16 protein-coding genes are annotated in these 13,920 nt (G+C 63.3%); 10 read left to right on the forward strand and 6 right to left on the reverse strand.

The window, feature by feature from the left end; all coding sequences use genetic code 11:
• Positions 1-6: 6 nt before the first annotated feature.
• A complete protein-coding gene (locus BRAD3257_RS05015) occupies positions 7-738 on the reverse strand; it encodes a haloacid dehalogenase type II (protein ID WP_122400921.1) in 732 nt (243 codons plus the stop codon).
• Between the two features lie 368 nt (positions 739-1,106).
• Positions 1,107-1,445, reverse strand: coding sequence for a winged helix-turn-helix transcriptional regulator (locus BRAD3257_RS05020; RefSeq protein WP_376707267.1), 339 nt, complete (start codon positions 1,443-1,445; stop codon positions 1,107-1,109).
• A 180-nt stretch (positions 1,446-1,625) separates the two neighbouring features.
• Between BRAD3257_RS05020 and BRAD3257_RS05025 the strand changes: the two genes are divergently transcribed.
• Positions 1,626-2,360 (forward strand): SDR family NAD(P)-dependent oxidoreductase, encoded by a 735-nt coding sequence (locus tag BRAD3257_RS05025; protein ID WP_162500111.1) that lies wholly within the window; start codon positions 1,626-1,628, stop codon positions 2,358-2,360.
• A 64-nt stretch (positions 2,361-2,424) separates the two neighbouring features.
• Here the strand turns inward: BRAD3257_RS05025 and BRAD3257_RS05030 are convergent, their stop codons facing one another.
• Positions 2,425-3,309, reverse strand: coding sequence for an amidohydrolase family protein (locus BRAD3257_RS05030; RefSeq protein ID WP_028180449.1), 885 nt, complete (start codon positions 3,307-3,309; stop codon positions 2,425-2,427).
• A gap of 312 nt (positions 3,310-3,621) precedes the next feature.
• Here BRAD3257_RS05030 and ykgO point away from each other — a divergent pair, with 312 nt between their 5' ends.
• The 3 genes from ykgO to BRAD3257_RS05045 all read left to right on the forward strand — a co-directional run bounded on the left by ykgO (position 3,622) and on the right by BRAD3257_RS05045 (position 4,869).
• Entirely contained in the window at positions 3,622-3,747 is a 126-nt protein-coding gene (ykgO, locus tag BRAD3257_RS05035; RefSeq protein ID WP_006611362.1) for a type B 50S ribosomal protein L36, read from the forward strand.
• Positions 3,748-3,851: 104 nt separating this feature from the next.
• The gene (locus BRAD3257_RS05040) at positions 3,852-4,484 is read left to right on the forward strand and encodes a tetratricopeptide repeat protein (RefSeq protein WP_122400923.1); all 633 of its coding nucleotides are present in this window, start codon (positions 3,852-3,854) and stop codon (positions 4,482-4,484) included.
• A gap of 124 nt (positions 4,485-4,608) precedes the next feature.
• Positions 4,609-4,869, forward strand: a complete 261-nt coding sequence (locus BRAD3257_RS05045) for a hypothetical protein (RefSeq protein WP_122400924.1) — start codon at positions 4,609-4,611, stop codon at positions 4,867-4,869.
• 7 nt (positions 4,870-4,876) lie between these two features.
• Here the strand turns inward: BRAD3257_RS05045 and BRAD3257_RS05050 are convergent, their stop codons facing one another.
• Positions 4,877-5,059: a hypothetical protein gene (locus BRAD3257_RS05050; RefSeq protein WP_122400925.1), complete on the reverse strand. Its 183-nt coding sequence runs from the start codon at positions 5,057-5,059 to the stop codon at positions 4,877-4,879.
• A gap of 327 nt (positions 5,060-5,386) precedes the next feature.
• On the opposite strand from BRAD3257_RS05050, the gene BRAD3257_RS05055 reads away from it, so the two are divergent.
• Entirely contained in the window at positions 5,387-6,343 is a 957-nt protein-coding gene (locus tag BRAD3257_RS05055) for an alpha/beta fold hydrolase (RefSeq protein WP_162500112.1), read from the forward strand.
• A 41-nt stretch (positions 6,344-6,384) separates the two neighbouring features.
• Here BRAD3257_RS05055 and cycA read toward each other — a convergent pair whose 3' ends face one another.
• Entirely contained in the window at positions 6,385-6,780 is a 396-nt protein-coding gene (gene cycA, locus BRAD3257_RS05060; protein ID WP_122400927.1) for a cytochrome c-550 CycA, read from the reverse strand.
• Positions 6,781-7,043: 263 nt separating this feature from the next.
• Between cycA and BRAD3257_RS05065 the strand changes: the two genes are divergently transcribed.
• Complete coding sequence (locus BRAD3257_RS05065; RefSeq protein WP_122400928.1) at positions 7,044-8,537, forward strand: FAD-linked oxidase C-terminal domain-containing protein; 1,494 nt, start codon at positions 7,044-7,046, stop codon at positions 8,535-8,537.
• Positions 8,538-8,712: 175 nt separating this feature from the next.
• Here BRAD3257_RS05065 and BRAD3257_RS05070 read toward each other — a convergent pair whose 3' ends face one another.
• Positions 8,713-9,051: a putative quinol monooxygenase gene (locus tag BRAD3257_RS05070; RefSeq protein ID WP_122406380.1), complete on the reverse strand. Its 339-nt coding sequence runs from the start codon at positions 9,049-9,051 to the stop codon at positions 8,713-8,715.
• 298 nt (positions 9,052-9,349) lie between these two features.
• Between BRAD3257_RS05070 and BRAD3257_RS05075 the strand changes: the two genes are divergently transcribed.
• The 4 genes from BRAD3257_RS05075 (at position 9,350) to BRAD3257_RS05090 (ending at position 13,767) form a co-directional block, all read left to right on the forward strand.
• The gene (locus BRAD3257_RS05075; RefSeq protein ID WP_122400929.1) at positions 9,350-10,585 is read left to right on the forward strand and encodes an FAD-binding protein; all 1,236 of its coding nucleotides are present in this window, start codon (positions 9,350-9,352) and stop codon (positions 10,583-10,585) included.
• Positions 10,586-11,908: a glycolate oxidase subunit GlcF gene (gene glcF, locus BRAD3257_RS05080; RefSeq protein WP_122400930.1), complete on the forward strand. Its 1,323-nt coding sequence runs from the start codon at positions 10,586-10,588 to the stop codon at positions 11,906-11,908. It abuts the gene before it with no gap.
• Positions 11,909-11,992: 84 nt separating this feature from the next.
• Entirely contained in the window at positions 11,993-12,355 is a 363-nt protein-coding gene (locus BRAD3257_RS05085) for a histone (RefSeq protein WP_122400931.1), read from the forward strand.
• 401 nt (positions 12,356-12,756) lie between these two features.
• Positions 12,757-13,767, forward strand: coding sequence for a TorF family putative porin (locus BRAD3257_RS05090; protein WP_122406381.1), 1,011 nt, complete (start codon positions 12,757-12,759; stop codon positions 13,765-13,767).
• Positions 13,768-13,920 lie beyond the last annotated feature (153 nt).

Below are 13,920 nucleotides of genomic sequence, written 5' to 3' on the forward strand. Positions count from 1 at the left end.
GACCCGTTAAGCGATTTTCGGCAGCTCGGAGAGTGCGCGGATACGATGATCCGGCGCGAAGCCGAGCTCGTCCATCTGGGTGCGGATCGCTCTAAACAGGGTGAGCGGTGCCACGAGTTCGTTCTCGACGCAAGCCAGCGCCATCGCTTCCGGCGTCACCCGCTCGATCCAGGCAACCTTCAATCCGAACGATTTCGCCCCGGCGGCGTCCCAGGGATTGGAGGAGACGAACAGAACCTCATCAGGCGCGGTGCCGAGCACCTCGCCGATCAGCTCATAGGCCTGCGGGCTCGGCTTGAAGACCTTCTTCGCGTCGATGCTGATGGTGGCATCGAGCAAGGCATCGAGGCCGGAATTGCGCACGAGCGCATCGAGCATGTCCGGGTCGCCGTTGGAGAGGATGGCGAGCTTGCGCGGTTTCAGGGCCGCAAGCGTTTCCGCCGCGTCAGGATAGAGATCGAGATGCAGATACTTCTCGATCACGCGCTCGAACGTCTCGTTCTCGTAGGCCAGCCCGAGCACGCGCAGCGTATAGGCGAGGGAATCGCGGGTGACGACGGCAAAGTCCTGGTAGCGCTGCATCAGCGAGCGCAGCCAGGTGTATTCGAGCTGCTTGATGCGCCAGACCTGCGTGATGATCTCGCCGTAGCCGGGAAACGCATCCTCGGTGACGTCAGCGACCGACTGGATGTCGTAGAGCGTTCCGTAGGCGTCGAAGACGACGGCGTTGATGCTCATTGGCTGTCCTTCCGGGCCGTTGAGGTTCGCAACAACTCCGCTTGGGGAGTAAGCATCATCGTCAGCTTACCAGAGCAAAGCGGAAGTCTGCCACTGCAAGCGCGACCGGCGGCTTGCGACGACGAGCGGACGCTGCCGAAGCGTGAACACGTGAGGCGTTCAATTCGGGAGAGGCGCACTAAAATCTAGTGAGGACCAGATACGCTGCGGTTGCACAAAGCAAGAACGACGACATATGCGCCACGTGTGCGGCCGTAAAACCAAAGTATCGGAGAAGCGATTTGCCCTACTAGGAGCCGCGGGTATCCCAACAAAATACGAGACAGAGAACATCACTACGGGCAGACCTGGACGAACAGCATCGCAAGCTAGCCGGTCGGCTGATGTCCTCGCCGCGTCCAGCCCTCCCGCTCGGCGAACACCCGGCTGACCTCCGCCATGTGCTCCGTGCCCCACGTGCAGAGCGGCACCAGCGCCTCGGCCAGGCTGAGGCCTAACGTGGTGAGGCTATAGTCCACCCGCGGCGGCACCTCCTTGTAGTCCGTCCGCTTCACCAGTCCATCGGCCTCCAGCTCCTTGAGCTGCTGGATCAGCATCTTGTCGCTGACATCGCGCACGGATCGTCGAAGCTCGCCGTAGCGGGTCGGCCCGCCCTGGGCGAGGAAGTACAGGATCAGCGGCTTCCACTTGCCAGAGACGACCCGCAAGGTCGCGTCTAAGCCGCACGTGAAGCCGGGCAGATTTGGCGTGCAGTTCTGGACAGGAAGTGGAGGCCGCGCAGGCAGAGAGGTCGGGTCTGACATTTTTGGGCACTTACCAAAAGGTGCATACTTGTCGTTAGGTGGGTACGCCGCCAGCTCAGTGCAACCTCAATGAAGGAGCACATCATGAGCAGACTACAAGGCAAGACGGCGGTGGTGACCGGCGGCGGAAGCGGCATCGGACTCGGAGCCGCCAAGCGGTTCGTCGACGAAGGCGCGTTCGTCTACCTCTTCGGGCGGCGGCAGGAGCCGCTCGATGCCGCCGTTGCGCAGCTAGGACCCTCGGCGCGCGCAGTCAGGGGCTCGGTGACGGATCTGTCCGACCTCGATCGGCTGTATGCCGCCGTCAGGGACGAACGAGGCAGCGTCGACGTTCTCTTCGCCAATGCCGGGACCGGAGCCTTTGCACCGCTCGGCCAGATCACGCCCGAGCATTACGATCAGATCTTCGACGTCAATGTGAGGGGGTTGGTGTTCACCGTGCAGAAAGCCCTGCCGCTGATGCGCAAGGGATCGTCGATCATCCTGACCGGATCGAGCACGGGCGTGATGGGGACGCCGCAGTTCAGCATCTATAGCGCGACCAAGGCGGCGATCCGCAATCTGGCGCGCAGCTGGGCGCTCGACCTGCGCGGCACGGGCATCCGCGTCAACGTGCTGTCACCGGGGCCGACTAAAACGGAGCTGGCGTTGGAGGTTGTGGGCGAGGAAGCGTTCGATGCGCTTGGCAGCTCCACGCCGATCGGGCGTGTGGGCGATCCCTCTGAGACAGGGGCCGTGGCCGCGTTCCTGGCGTCCTCGGATAGCAGCTACATGACCGGCGGCGAGATCTTCGTCGATGGAGGCCTGGCGCAAGTCTGAGACTTTGAGCGCGAGGGCTTCGGTCATCCGAAGCCCTCGATGCGCGGCGATGATGGGGACGCGCCTAGATCCCCAGCAGCTTGCGCGCGTTCGCCTTCAACACCTTCGGCCGGATTTCGTCGCGGATGTCGATCTTGGCAAAATCCGACAGCCAGCGGTCCGGCGTGATCACCGGCCAGTCCGAGCCGAACAGCATCTTGTCCTGCAGGATCGAGTTGATGTAGCGCACCAGGATCGGCGGGAAATACTTTGGCGACCAGCCCGAGAGGTCGATGTAGACGTTCGGCTTGTGAGTCGCGACCGACAGCGCCTCTTCCTGCCAGGGGAAGGACGGGTGGGCGAGGATGATCTTGAGGTCGGGGAAATCGGCCGCGACGTCGTCCATGTACATCGGGTTGGAATATTTCAGCCGCATGCCCATGCCGCCCGGCATGCCCGAGCCGACGCCGGTCTGGCCGGTGTGGAACAGCGCGATCGCACCGCCATTGTTGATCTCTTCATAGAGCGGATAGGCCATGCGGTCGTTGGCGTAGAAGCCCTGCATGGTCGGGTGGAATTTGAAGCCGCGGACGCCGTATTCCTCGATCAGCTTGCGCGCCTCGCGCGCCCCGAGCTTGCCCTTGTGCGGATCGATCGAGACGAAGGGGATGAGGACGTCGAGATGTTCGGAGGCGACCTCCAGCATCTCGTAATTGTTGTAGCGGCGGAAGCCGGTCTCGCGCTCGGCATCGACAGGGAAGATCACGGCCGCGATGTTCTTGGAGCGGTAATAGGCCGCGGTCTCGGGCACGGTCGGCGGATGCTTGTTCGGCGACTTGAAGTATTCCGCCATCTGCGCCTGGAAATCGTCATAGCCGTCGTCGGGATGGCAGCCGCAGGGCTCCTCGGCATGGGTGTGGATGTCGATGGCGACGACATCGTCGATATTGGGCAGCTTCAGCTTCGGCATTGGTTTCCTCCCGACGGGTTGCCAAATTGATTATATGATATAACGAATTTGGCAAGGTGTCGTCGAAGCTCCTTGAGATCATGGCGATAAAATTGGGCCGATCCGGCCGCTTCTACTGTGCATGGGGTTGTTTTCACCATTTTACTGGGCCGGAACCGGGCGGTTAACATTGACATCACCTCCCGCCATGCCTTAAGAACCGCCCCGTCCCGGGCGGTCGGTCCGCCGGCGGGAAAGATCTTATTTTGCCACATTCGCGCGTGCCGAAACGGTAGTGCCGAACACGGCCTTTCGAACGTTCAGGATTCTGCCATGAAGGTCCGTAACTCGCTGAAATCGCTGCGCGGTCGCCATCGCGCCAACCGCCTGGTCCGCCGCAAGGGCCGGGTCTATGTGATCAACAAGGTGCAGCGCCGCTTCAAGGCGCGCCAGGGCTGATATCGCTCTGCCGGGCGCTCGCGTGCCCGCAAGACCACGGCCTCACACGAGTTTGACGCCGCCTTTGCTTTGCAAGGGCGGCTTTGAGCGTTTAGACTTTCGCCATGGCAGTCAGATTCCCTTTCGCGTGCTCCCTGTGTCTGGCCCTTGTGCTGGGAACTGCCGGCCTCGCTCCGGCCTCGGCGCAGCAGGTTGAGCCGCCGGCCAAGCAGAAGAAGCTGCCTGAAGCGCCTGCAAAGCTGCCCAAGGTCGATCGCAGCAAGAATCTCGATTTCCTGTTCGGCGCGCTGAAGGCGGCCCCCGATGAGGCCAGCGCCAAGCATGTCGAGGCGCGGATCTGGGCGATCTGGCTCCAGACCCCGAGCGACACGGCAGCGCTCCTGATGTCCCGCGCCAAGACCGCAGTCGACGCGAAGAAGATCGACGTCGCGATCAAGCTCCTGGATTCGGTCATCAAGCTCAGGCCTGATTACATCGAGGCCTGGAACCGCCGTGCGACGCTCTACTACATGCAGAACGATTATGGCCGCTCCCTCGCGGACATCCAGCAAGTGCTGATCCGGGAGCCGCGCCATTTCGGCGCGCTCGCCGGCCTCGGCATGATCATGCAGGAGGTCGGCGACGATAAGCGCGCGCTCGATGCCTACCGCAAGGCGCTCGCCGTCAATCCGCACCTCGAGAAGATTCCAGATCAGGTCAAGGCGCTGACCGAGAAGGTCGAAGGCCGCGACATCTAGCTATAACTCGATCATTTCTTGAGCAATCGCCGCCGGCGTGGATTAACCACGATCGCAGGCGTTGCACCGCGAGGACTATTGCGAGGCCCGTTGCAGGCCTACCTGCATGGCAGGAGCGAAAGCCATGAAGCGTTTGGTGGTCGCAGCTGTATTGCTGCTCGCGTCGGGGACGGTGAGCTTCGCCGACGGACTGTTCTGGGTGGTCGGCAACCGTGCCACCGGCAAATGCACCATCGTGACCAGCAATCCGGTCATCATCGGCGACATCTGGTTCGGCGACGGTCCCTACAAGTCCAAGGCCGATGCCAAGCTTGCCCGTTCGACGATCCGCGCTTGCCCCGCAGTCACGCCCGACGAAGAAAAGGAAGAGGACGGGACGAACTAACCTGCGCTCAATGCAGGACGTTGCTGCCGCGTTCGACGAGGCTGCGGTCGGCGGCTGCGGCGTAAGCCTTTGCAAGCTCGGTCTCGAGGTGCTCGTTGATCAGGAGCAGCGCCCGCACGGCACCGCGCAGATCGCCGTTGCAGCTCGCGACGATTTCGTCGATCGCAGTGTCGTTTGATCTGAAGTTCATTGGAATTCTCCGGTTCAAATCAGGACAAATCCTGCCGGTCTTTCCCGCATCGCCCGAAGTTGCGAGGAGGATCGGCGCCCACCCGCGCCTAGATGGCCGAACCGACCATGGCGATTATATGGAAGCAGCAATGACGCCTGCATGAAGCTGTTCCGGGGCTTGCGTACGCTCTCGGATCGTTGTTGATTTTATTGAGTTTTTTGGTTCGGCAATTGTACACATATCCACAGCCCGGCAGTTTCGGTGGAGCCGCGGCAAGCCGGCGGCGAAACTGCCACCCGTCAGACCCGTAACTGCCCTGTGCCCAGGATCACCCGGATTCTCCCCATGATCGTGATGTCAGTCGTGACGGCGCTGGTTCTGCTGGCGCTGGTCACCCAGGCGGGGATAGTCGCCGTGCAACGCGCCCATCCACCGCAGGGCCGGATGATCGAGGTCGACGGCGCGACGCTCCATGTCGTCGATATCGGCCCGCGCGATCCGGGTCTTCCGATCGTGATGCTGCACGGCGCAAGCTCCAACCTCGAAGCGATGCGCCGGCCGCTCGGTGACATCCTCGCCCGGGATCATCGCGTGATTCTGATCGACCGCCCCGGCCATGGCTGGAGCACGCGCGCGCGGCGGCAGGATTCGACGCCGCAGATCCAGGCGCGGATGATCGATGAGGCGCTTCACAAGCTCGGGATCGATCGCGCGGTTTTCGTGGTGCATTCCTGGAGCGGCGCGCTCGGGGCGCGGATCGCGCTCGATCACCCGCACCGCGTTGCCGGTCTCGTGATGCTCGCGCCGGTCACGCATCCCTGGCGCGGTGGTGTCGGCCGCTACAACGAGATCATCGCAACGCCCGTGATCGGTCCGCTGCTCGCCTACACCATCACGCTGCCGCTTGGCTACGTCCTCGCTGAATCCGGCGCGCGCAACGTCTTTCTGCCGCAAATCATGCCGGACGGCTTCGTCAAGGATTCCGCGACGCCGCTCTTGCTGCGTCCCCGCGAGTTCATCGCCAATGCCTATGATCTGGTGACTCTGAAACAGTCCGTCGCCGCGCAAGTTGCGCGCTATGGCGACATTTCCGTGCCGGTGACGATCATCGCCGGCGAGCCCGATAAGACGGTGAAAACCAGCATCCACGCGCGCCCATTCGCCGCGGCGGTGCCGAATGCGCGGCTGATCGTGCTGCCCGACCTCGGGCACATGGTGCAGATTGCCGTACCAGATCTCGTGAAGTCAGAGATCGAGACGATGATCGGCAAGATCGTTCCGGCGCAGGCGGCCGCCGATTAAAGCGTTTTCGAGCGAAACTCCAGCGGCCGCCGTTCGCGCGCTTACTGCTTGATCTTCCCGTCCTTGTCGAACTGCGACACATAGGCCCAGAGATTGTTGATCTCGGTCTCGTTCTTGATGCCGGCGAACGCCATCTTGGTGCCGGGGATCTTGGCCTTGGGGTCTTTGATGTACTCCTTGAACGTGGCCTCGTCCCAGGTGATGCCGGAATTCTTGTTCGCATCCGAATAATTGTAGTCCGGAGCCGTGCCCGACTTGCGGCCGTTGAGGCCGTTGAGCTCGGGGCCGACCTTGTTCTTGGCGCCTTCGCCGATCGCGTGGCAGGCCAGGCACTTGTTGAACGATGTCTTGCCGGCCGCGACATCCTGCGCCATCGCGGCGGGTGCGGTGGCAATCACGGTGAGGATCGTCAGTGCGCCAAAAGTCAGTTTTGTCATCGGGTGCTCTTCGTCTCTTCCCTGGTGGGTCTGGTCAGTCTCTTGTCTGATCGACAATCGCCGCCCCGCCGCTTTTGGCAGGCCTGCTCGGCTTGGACAAGCCGCCAAACCATGACAGGTTTCACGGTTTCATGCTTGTCCCAGAGCGAACTCGCTTCAGATCCTCGCTCCGACTTTCGGATGGCCTACCCAAACAGGCGCGGACGTGGTTGATTTGCCGCGACAAATTGGGATCATGCGGCGCGAGCCGGAAGGATATGTCAATGGCCATCATGATGCCTGCGAGCGACCAGGCGGTGCTGGCGCGCCGAGCGGAGATCATTGCTGCGCTGCGCGCAATCGTGCCGGGCGAGGGCGTGATCGACAGTGCCGCCGAGATGCGGGCCTACGAATCCGACGGGCTGACCGCCTACCGGCAGCCGCCGATGGTCGTGGTGCTGCCGGATACGACCGAGCAGGTCTCGCTCATCCTGAAATATTGTGCCGCGCAGGGTATCAAGGTGGTGCCGCGCGGCTCCGGCACCTCTTTGTCCGGCGGCGCGTTGCCGCTCGAAGACGGCGTGCTGCTCGGGCTCGGCAAGTTCAAGCGCATCCGCGAGATCGATTTCGACAACCGCGTCGTCGTCACCGAGCCCGGCGTCACCAACCTCGCGATCAGCCAGGCGGTTGCGCATGCCGGCTTCTACTACGCGCCCGATCCGTCCTCGCAGATCGCCTGCTCGATCGGCGGCAATGTCGCCGAGAATTCCGGCGGGGTGCATTGCCTGAAATACGGCATGACCACCAACAACGTGCTCGGTTGCGAGATCGTGCTGATGAGCGGCGAGATCCTGCGCATCGGCGGCAAGTCGGCGGAGAACCCAGGCTATGACCTCATGGGCGTCATCACCGGCTCGGAAGGCCTGCTCGGCGTCATCACCGAGATCACGGTGCGGATTCTGCAAAAGCCTGAGACCGCTCGCGCGCTGATGGTCGGCTTCGCCCAAGTCGAGGCGGCCGGCGAGTGCGTGGCGCGCATCATCGGCGCCGGCATCATCCCCGGCGGCATGGAGATGATGGACAAGCCCGCGATCCACGCCGCAGAGGCCTTCGTCCATGCCGGCTATCCACTCGACGTCGAAGCGCTCCTCATCATCGAGCTCGACGGGCCCAAGATCGAGGTCGACGAGCTGATCACGCGCGTCGAGGCCATCGCCAATGCCTGCGGCTCGACCACCTGCCAGATCTCGACCTCGGAGGCCGAGCGCAATCTGTTCTGGGCCGGTCGCAAGGCCGCCTTTCCGGCCGTGGGCCGCATCTCGCCCGACTATCTCTGCATGGACGGGACGATTCCCCGCGGCGCGCTGCCGAAGGCGCTCGCCCGTATCCGCGAGCTCTCGGAAAAATACCAGCTTGGCTGCGCCAACGTGTTCCACGCCGGCGACGGCAATCTGCATCCGCTGATCCTCTATGATGCCAACAAGCCCGGCGAGATCGAGCGCGCCGAAGCGTTCGGAGCCGACATCCTGCGTGCCTGCGTCGAGTTTGGCGGTGTGCTCACCGGTGAGCATGGCGTCGGCATCGAAAAACGCGATCTGATGGGCGACATGTTCAGCGAGATCGATCTCAACCAGCAGCAGCGGTTGAAATGCGCCTTCGACGCCCAGGGACTGCTCAATCCCGGGAAAGTATTTCCGACCCTGCACCGCTGCGCCGAGCTCGGCCGCATGCATGTCCATGCGGGCAAGCTGGCATTTCCGGATATTCCCCGATTCTGAGCGAGCCGATCATGCGGCGGGCGTAAACGGGCGGGCCGCCAACGTTCGCAACCAACCTCGCCGCATTCTGATCGTCCAAGGTCAAAAGGAGCCGCCCGGGAGACCCCGGCGGCTCCTGCTTGTATCGATTCCGGGTTGGTCGTCAGTAACCGCGCTTCGTGCCGTTCATGGAGCCTCATATCAGCTCGTATTGCGTACGCTCACGCTTGGCCAGCAAGGCCAGCGCCTGCCCTGCGATATGGCTCTTGAAATGCGGGCTGTCCTGATGCGCCCTGAAGGCGGCTTCATCGCGGAATAACTCGTAGAACAGGAATTGAGCCCCGTTGTCCTTGGCGCGGCTGATAAGGAACAGTTTTACGCCCGGCTCGCTTTGCGCCTGCGGGAGGAAGTCGCGCAGGATCTCGGCAACACGATTGGCCTCTTCGGGCTTCGCTTCCCACTGCGCCACGACCAGAAGACCGCCGCCGCTGACCGCCTGGTAGAAGGTTTGCTGGTTCGTCGCCTGCTCGTTCATGACGAAAACTCCATTTGGAGAGAGGATCATTCGATCAGTAGCGAAGTTTGCATGGCAATGGTTCGATAGTGATCGAAGTGCGACATCGGGCGGAAGCGGCGCGACGCGGCACGGTCCAGATCTTGAAAGTAACGAGACCGCGACGCGGTCGAACCACGAAGGCGGTTGCAGCTCGGCCTTCATCCTTCCGGGACGCTTGCGCCGCAAGCTCCTCCGCGCTCCGGCCGCGATGCTCCGAGGCGGTGCCCTTCATGCGTCGAATTGATTTTCCGCGCGAATTTCGCTACCGCCTCTTCCCGTGGATACGCTCAGGGTCAGAGACGCCAAAGACGTCGAAGAGGTGGTGCGCGCGGCGATTGCCAATGAGCAGCCGCTCGAGATCATCGGTCATGGCAGCAAGCGCAGCATTGGCCACGCCATGGCGACCAACGCCGTGCTCGACGTCTCCGCGCTCAATGCCGTCACCTCCTACGAGCCGAACGAGCTGATCGTCACGCTCCAGGCCGGGGCGCCGCTTGCCGACGTGCTGTCGCTGATCGATGCCAAGAACCAGCAATTCGCCTTCGAGCCGATGAACACGGCGCCGCTGCTCGGCACGCCGGTGTCAGGCACCATCGGCGGCATGATCGCGGCCGGGCTCGCCGGTCCAAGGCGGATCAGGGCGGGCGGGGCGCGCGATCATCTGCTCGGGGCGCATGCCGTCTCCGGCTTCGGCGACAGCTTCAAGACCGGCGGCAAGGTGGTGAAGAACGTCACCGGCTACGATCTCTGCAAGCTCCTCGCGGGGTCGTGGGGCACGCTGTCGGTGATGACCGAGGTCACGCTCAAGGTGATGCCGAAGCCGGAGGCGGAGCGGACGCTGTTGCTGCGCGGGTTAGAGGATGCTGCCGCCAACAAGGCCATGACTGCGGCCCTTGGCTCACCCTTCGACGTCTCCGGTGCCGCGCATCTGCCGAAATCGGCACTTCGGGCCGAGACCGAGGGGCTGGGCGACATCGTGGGCCAGGGCGAGGCGCTGACCGTGCTGCGGCTCGAGGGCATCACCGCATCTGCCGCGCACCGCGCCGGCTCGCTGCGCGAATTGCTGGCGCCGTTTGGAATCGCGACGCTGATCGAGGATGCGGCATCTGCCGCGCTGTGGGGCGCGATCCGCGATGTGCTGCCCTTCGCGGCCGGCGGTGCGCTCGGCGCCTGGCCGGTGTGGCGGATCGTCTGTCCGCCGGCCTCGGGCGCGGCACTCGGGATCGAATTGGCGCGCGAGACGGGCGGCGATTTGATCTACGATTGGGGCGGCGGCCTGATCTGGGCGGCATTGCCGCCGAAGCCGGACGCGCATGCACCGGTCGTCCGTGCGCGCGCGAATGCGGTTGGGGGACATGCCACGCTGATCCGGGCCGCCGAGCAGGTCAGGCGCGATGTCGATGTGTTCCACCCACAGGCGCCGGGCATTGCCGCGCTGAGCGAGCGGGTGCGCGCCAGCTTCGATCCGAAGACCATTCTCAACCGGGGGCGGCTCACGCGGAGCGCTGGCTGAATGAAGACCGAATTCTCACTCGCGCAGCTCGCCGACCCCGACATCGCGGAGGCCGACAAGATCCTGCGCGCCTGCGTCCATTGCGGCTTCTGCACCGCAACCTGTCCGACCTATGTGCTGCTCGGCGACGAGCTCGACAGCCCGCGTGGCCGCATCTACCTGATCAAGGAGATGCTGGAGAAGGATCAGGCCCCGACCGCCGAGGTGGTCAAGCATATCGACCGTTGCCTGTCGTGCCTTGCCTGCATGACGACCTGCCCCTCCGGCGTGAACTACATGCATCTCGTCGACCAGGCCCGGGTCCGGATCGAGCAGCGCTATCGGCGGCCGCTGGCCGAGCGGCTGTTGCGCAAGGTGCTGGCCTTGGTCCTGCCGGACCCGCAGCGCTTCCGCATCAGCATGTGGCTGGCGCGGCTGGCCCGTCCGCTGAGCGTCTTGCTGCCGACGCCCCGGCCTTCGGCGACGCCCGGATTGATCCCACGCATCAAGGCGATGCTGGCGCTGGCTCCGAACCGGCTGCCGCCCGCGGGGCCTGCCGCGGGCAGCGTATTCGCCCCGCTCGGCAAGAAGCGCGGACGTGTGGCGCTGCTGCAGGGCTGCGCCCAGCAGGTGCTGGCGCCGCGCATCAACCAGGCCGCCATCAGCCTCCTCACCCGCCATGGCATCGAGGTCGTCCTGGTCCGGGACGAGCAGTGCTGCGGGGCGCTGACCCATCATCTCGGCAATGATGAGGATGCGCTGGCGCGAGCGCGCGCCAACGTCGCGGCGTGGAGCGCGGAGGCAGCCGGCGAGGGGCTGGACGCCATCCTGGTGACGACCTCCGGCTGCGGCACCGTCATCAAGGACTATGGCTATCTCCTGCGTGAGGACACCGCGTTCGCGGCCGATGCGGCGAAGGTGTCGGCGCTCGCCAAGGACATCACCGAATACGTCGCCGGCCTCGGACTCGCGACGACTGCGAGACAGGACAACATCGTCGTCGCCTATCACTCCGCGTGTTCGCTGCAGCACGGGCAGAAAATCACAGGCCTTCCGAAAGAATTGCTTTCCAAGAATGGATTCGTGGTGAAAGATGTACCCGAGAGCCATTTGTGTTGCGGCTCGGCGGGGACCTACAACATTCTCCAGCCCGAGCTTGCGGGTCGGTTGCGCGATCGCAAGGTCGCCAACATCGCGAGCGTCAAGCCGGACATGATTGCCGCGGGCAATATCGGCTGCATGGTGCAGATTGCCAGTGGCACGTCAGTTCCGGTCGTACACACGATTGAGCTTCTCGATTGGGCTACGGGCGGATCGCGGCCGGCACTGAACGCGCAAGCTTGAGCTTCAAAGGCTGAGCTTTCGTCCGGAGGTGACGGCGCAACGGGGCCCGATCGACCATTGTTCGGCGGCAACAGGAGGACCACGATGGCGAAAGCGAAGAAGAAGAAAAGCAAGAAGGCCAAAAAGGCCAAAAAGGCTGTAGCGGCGAAGAAGGCCGCGAAGAAGACAGCCAAGAAGTCTGCCAAAAAGACTGCGAAGAAAGCTGCAAAGAAATCTGCCAAGAAGGCAGCCCCGAAGAAGGCCGCCAAGAAGGCTGCGGCAAAGTCGGCCAAGAAAGCCGCTCCCAAGAAGGCCGCGAGGAAAGCGGCACCGAAGAAGGCGAAGGCAGCGCCTGCTCCGAAGCCGTCAGCACCGGCAGAGGCTCCGGCTCCCGAGCCCGCCGCCGAGACAAGCTGGGCGATGCCTTCGTCTTCTGCGGAATCGGCGTCGGCCGAGGGACAGAGGTAGGGCCTCGGGCTCTCGTCGCCCCTTGGAAATCTGCAACAGAAGGGCCGCGGCGCTATGTGCTGCGGCCCTTTTGCATCGTCGCTGGCAGGGTTTGGTCGCACCGTTCCCGGCGCCAGGTTGATTCGTGGCCTGGGTATCACGCTGTCCGAGAATCCCCGGACTTTCCCGGGTCTTCTGTGCACCTCGGACTGCAAATAATGTGATCTAGAAGCCACACATGCTGACAACCTTTCGTGGAATCGTCAAAACGCCTAAAAAGTCGGCAGATGCTCGCGCTTTTTGCTTCACGGTTCCTGTCCCCCAATCCAAATTGCCGCAGCGATGAAATTTGCAATCAGGTCGAGCGCCCCGGGGGCTTCCGGGATCCGACTGGGGTCTAAGAACTGGCGATGGGGATCGAAATGAAAAAAGTGACTTTGTTGGCCACGGCGCTGGCAATGGTAACGGGTTCGGCTTTCGCGGCAGACTTGCCCGTGAAGGCGCTGAAAGCCCCGCCGCCGCCTGCCTTCGATCCCTGGGATATCGCCTTCGGCGCCGGCATCATGAGCGATTACATCTTCCGCGGCGTCACGCAGTCCAACCATAATCCGTCGGTCACGGCCTATTTCGAGCCGCGCTACAACGTCAACAAAGACCTGCAGCTCTACATCGGTGCGTCCGCGGAGAGCATCTCGTTCCCGAACCGCGCCGCGGCCGAAGTCGACATCTACGGCGGTATCCGCCCGACCTTCGGCATGTTCGCCTTCGACTTCGGTGTCTGGGGCTATCTCTATCCTGGCGGAAGCTGCTTCGGCTCGCAGGGCACCCTCGCCCAGGGCAATTGCGGCACCGACATCGATTACTCTCAGGGCGCTATCGGCCTTCCGATCAACGGCAATTTCGCCAAGAAGGACGCGAGCTTCTTCGAGGCCTATGCCAAGCTGAACATCAACATCAACGACCAGTGGACGGTCGGCTTTAACGAGTACTACTCGCCAAACTTCCTCAACCTTGGTGCCTGGGGCAACTACGCTTCGATCACCGCCAAGTGGACCGCGCCGAGCACGATCTTCGGTGCCAGCGGCGTCGGCATGTACGTGTCGGGTGAGTTCGGCCGGCAGTGGCTCGGCACCTCCGACATCTTCTACGGCATCGCGGGCGATCCGGTGTACGCGAACGGCATCAAGGAGCCGAGCTACAACACCTGGAACGTCGGCGTCGGCTTCACCTACAAGGTGTTCACGCTCGATCTGCGCTACTACGACACCGACCTGAAGAAGGGCGATTGCAACGCCTTCACCAGCGACTACACCGCGAAGTTCGACGGCAGCTTCACCCCGATCAACCCGGGCGGCTTCGGCTCCAACTGGTGCAGCGCGGCCGGCGTCGCCAAGCTCTCATTCGACCTGACGGCGATGAGCAATCTGAAGTAAGTCTTCTGACCGAGACGACTTGAGGAGGGCGGCAGAGCGATCTGCCGCCCTTTTACTTTGGGGCTGGTGAGAGGGATGCTCGACCGCTGCGCGAGAGCGCGACGTGTGGGGCTGAAGATCGACGCTGACGCCTCGCACTCCGGATTGCGTTTG

Source organism: Bradyrhizobium vignae, assembly GCF_900324035.1.
In the GTDB taxonomy this organism is placed as follows: domain Bacteria; phylum Pseudomonadota; class Alphaproteobacteria; order Rhizobiales; family Xanthobacteraceae; genus Bradyrhizobium; species Bradyrhizobium vignae.

What these genes read in the sequence shown, in the direction of transcription:
- BRAD3257_RS05050 (WP_122400925.1), bottom strand. Translation starts at nt 5,059, where the DNA reads ATGAACTTCAGATCAAACGACACTGCGATCGACGAAATCGTCGCGAGC.
- BRAD3257_RS05025 (WP_162500111.1), top strand. Translation starts at nt 1,626, where the DNA reads ATGAGCAGACTACAAGGCAAGACGGCGGTGGTGACCGGCGGCGGAAGC.
- cycA (WP_122400927.1), bottom strand. Translation starts at nt 6,780, where the DNA reads ATGACAAAACTGACTTTTGGCGCACTGACGATCCTCACCGTGATTGCC.
- ykgO (WP_006611362.1), top strand. Translation starts at nt 3,622, where the DNA reads ATGAAGGTCCGTAACTCGCTGAAATCGCTGCGCGGTCGCCATCGCGCC.
- BRAD3257_RS05030 (WP_028180449.1), bottom strand. Translation starts at nt 3,309, where the DNA reads ATGCCGAAGCTGAAGCTGCCCAATATCGACGATGTCGTCGCCATCGAC.
- glcF (WP_122400930.1), top strand. Translation starts at nt 10,586, where the DNA reads ATGAAGACCGAATTCTCACTCGCGCAGCTCGCCGACCCCGACATCGCG.
- BRAD3257_RS05055 (WP_162500112.1), top strand. Translation starts at nt 5,387, where the DNA reads ATGATCGTGATGTCAGTCGTGACGGCGCTGGTTCTGCTGGCGCTGGTC.
- BRAD3257_RS05085 (WP_122400931.1), top strand. Translation starts at nt 11,993, where the DNA reads ATGGCGAAAGCGAAGAAGAAGAAAAGCAAGAAGGCCAAAAAGGCCAAA.
- BRAD3257_RS05090 (WP_122406381.1), top strand. Translation starts at nt 12,757, where the DNA reads ATGAAAAAAGTGACTTTGTTGGCCACGGCGCTGGCAATGGTAACGGGT.
- BRAD3257_RS05045 (WP_122400924.1), top strand. Translation starts at nt 4,609, where the DNA reads ATGAAGCGTTTGGTGGTCGCAGCTGTATTGCTGCTCGCGTCGGGGACG.
- BRAD3257_RS05015 (WP_122400921.1), bottom strand. Translation starts at nt 738, where the DNA reads ATGAGCATCAACGCCGTCGTCTTCGACGCCTACGGAACGCTCTACGAC.
- BRAD3257_RS05040 (WP_122400923.1), top strand. Translation starts at nt 3,852, where the DNA reads ATGGCAGTCAGATTCCCTTTCGCGTGCTCCCTGTGTCTGGCCCTTGTG.
- BRAD3257_RS05065 (WP_122400928.1), top strand. Translation starts at nt 7,044, where the DNA reads ATGGCCATCATGATGCCTGCGAGCGACCAGGCGGTGCTGGCGCGCCGA.
- BRAD3257_RS05070 (WP_122406380.1), bottom strand. Translation starts at nt 9,051, where the DNA reads ATGAACGAGCAGGCGACGAACCAGCAAACCTTCTACCAGGCGGTCAGC.